Origin of the sequence: Ideonella azotifigens, from assembly GCF_006519715.1 — a bacterium.
GTDB classification, from domain to species: domain Bacteria; phylum Pseudomonadota; class Gammaproteobacteria; order Burkholderiales; family Burkholderiaceae_C; genus Ideonella; species Ideonella azotifigens.
Genome location: NZ_VIDT01000992.1, coordinates 1 through 1,542 on the forward strand (window position 1 = coordinate 1; position 1,542 = coordinate 1,542).

The following is a 1,542-nucleotide window of genomic DNA, read 5'->3' on the forward strand; positions in this document are numbered from 1 at the left end:
CCGATGTGGCCTTGCTGGTCGACACGCTGCGGCGCCTCGCCGCCGCCAGCCTGCCAGGCTGAGCGGCCTCAGCGATTGCTTATTGCGCAGAGGCTTCGCAGCCCTGTGGCAGTGGGCCTCAACCGCCAGCGGCGTTGCCGGCCAGCTGCGTGCGCAGTGGCTGGCTGGGGAAGCTGTGGCGCACGATGCGCCAGATCACCTGGCCGAACTGGCGTGTCAGCGAGCCGGTGTTGTAGGGCACGCCGTAGCGGCGGCAGATGTCCTTCACCACCGGCGCCATTTCGACGTAGCGGTTGGCCGGCACGTCCGGGAACAGGTGGTGTTCGATCTGGTGGCTCAGGTTGCCGGACATGAAGTTCAGCAGGAAGCCACCCGAGAGGTTGGACGAGCCCAGGATCTGGCGGAAGTACCACTGCGGCCGGGTCTCCTTGCGCACCACGCTCTTCGGGAAGGTATGCACCTCGGTCGTGAAGTGGCCGCAGAAGATGATGGTGTAGGTCCACAGGTTGCGCAGGCCATTGGCCACCAGGTTGCCGGTGAACACGGTCAGGAAGCCGGGGCCGGCCAGCAGCGGGAAGAACACATAGTCCTTCAGCAATTGGTAGCGCACCTTGCGCAGCACCGGCAGCGCCAGGTGCAGGATCAGCTTGCGGTGCTTCGGGCCCTTGCCGATGTTGCCCAGGCGCAGATCCTGGATGGCCACGCCCCACTGGAACAGCAGCGCGAAGATCAGCGCGTACAGCGGCTGCAGCAGGCGGGCAGGGTGCCACTTCTGCTCGGGGAACAGGCGCAGCACGCCGTAGCCGATGTCGTCGTCCATGCCGTGCACGTTGGTGTACGTGTGGTGGCGGAAATTGTGCGTCTTGCGCCAGCTGTCGGCGGTGGCGACGATGTCCCACTCGAAGGTCTTGCCCTGCAGGTGAGGGTCGCCCATCCAGTCGTACTGGCCGTGCATCACGTTGTGGCCCAGTTCCATGTTGTCGATGATCTTCGACAGGCCGAGCGACAGCGCGCCCAGCACCCAGGCGGCCAGCCACCACGGCGCGGGCAGGAAGGCGCCGGCCATCAGCAGCACGCGGCCGGCCACGCCGGTGTAGCGCACAGCCTTCACCACGTTGCGGATGTAGCGTGAATCGCGCTCGCCAATGGTGGCCTCGGTGCGGGCACGCAGCGCGTCGATCTCGGCGCCGAAGCGTTCGAGCTGGTCGGGGGTCAGGGCAGCAACACTCATGAATTCAATGGAATCAAAGGTCGATCGTCAAATCGGTGCAGGGGCGGCTGACGCACAGCCGCAGCGCGGCTTGCGGCTCGGCGTCGCGCTGGCCGTTCACCAGGTCTTGCGTCATGCCTTCCACGCGGGTGCAGACGCAGGTGTGGCAAATGCCCATGCGGCAACCCGAAGGCGGCTTGAAGCCCTGGGCTTCCAGCGCAGTGAGCAGCGACTGACCGCCCGGCACCGTCAGCGTCTGGCCGCTGCGGCGCAGCGTCAGCTGCACGGGCAGCGCGTCAGCCGCGTCTGTCATCGCGCTGGCGGGCAGCGAG

2 protein-coding genes are annotated in these 1,542 nt (G+C 66.8%); both read right to left on the reverse strand.

All coding sequences use genetic code 11. The annotated features are described in order from the left end of the window. Positions 1-118: 118 nt before the first annotated feature. Positions 119-1,231 carry a fatty acid desaturase family protein gene (locus FKP22_RS29990; protein WP_141291869.1) on the reverse strand — a complete coding sequence of 371 codons (1,113 nt, stop codon included), beginning with the start codon at positions 1,229-1,231 and terminating at the stop codon, positions 119-121. 13 nt (positions 1,232-1,244) lie between these two features. Next, positions 1,245-1,542: 2Fe-2S iron-sulfur cluster-binding protein (locus FKP22_RS29995; protein WP_141291870.1), on the reverse strand; the 298-nt coding region annotated here is incomplete at its 5' end.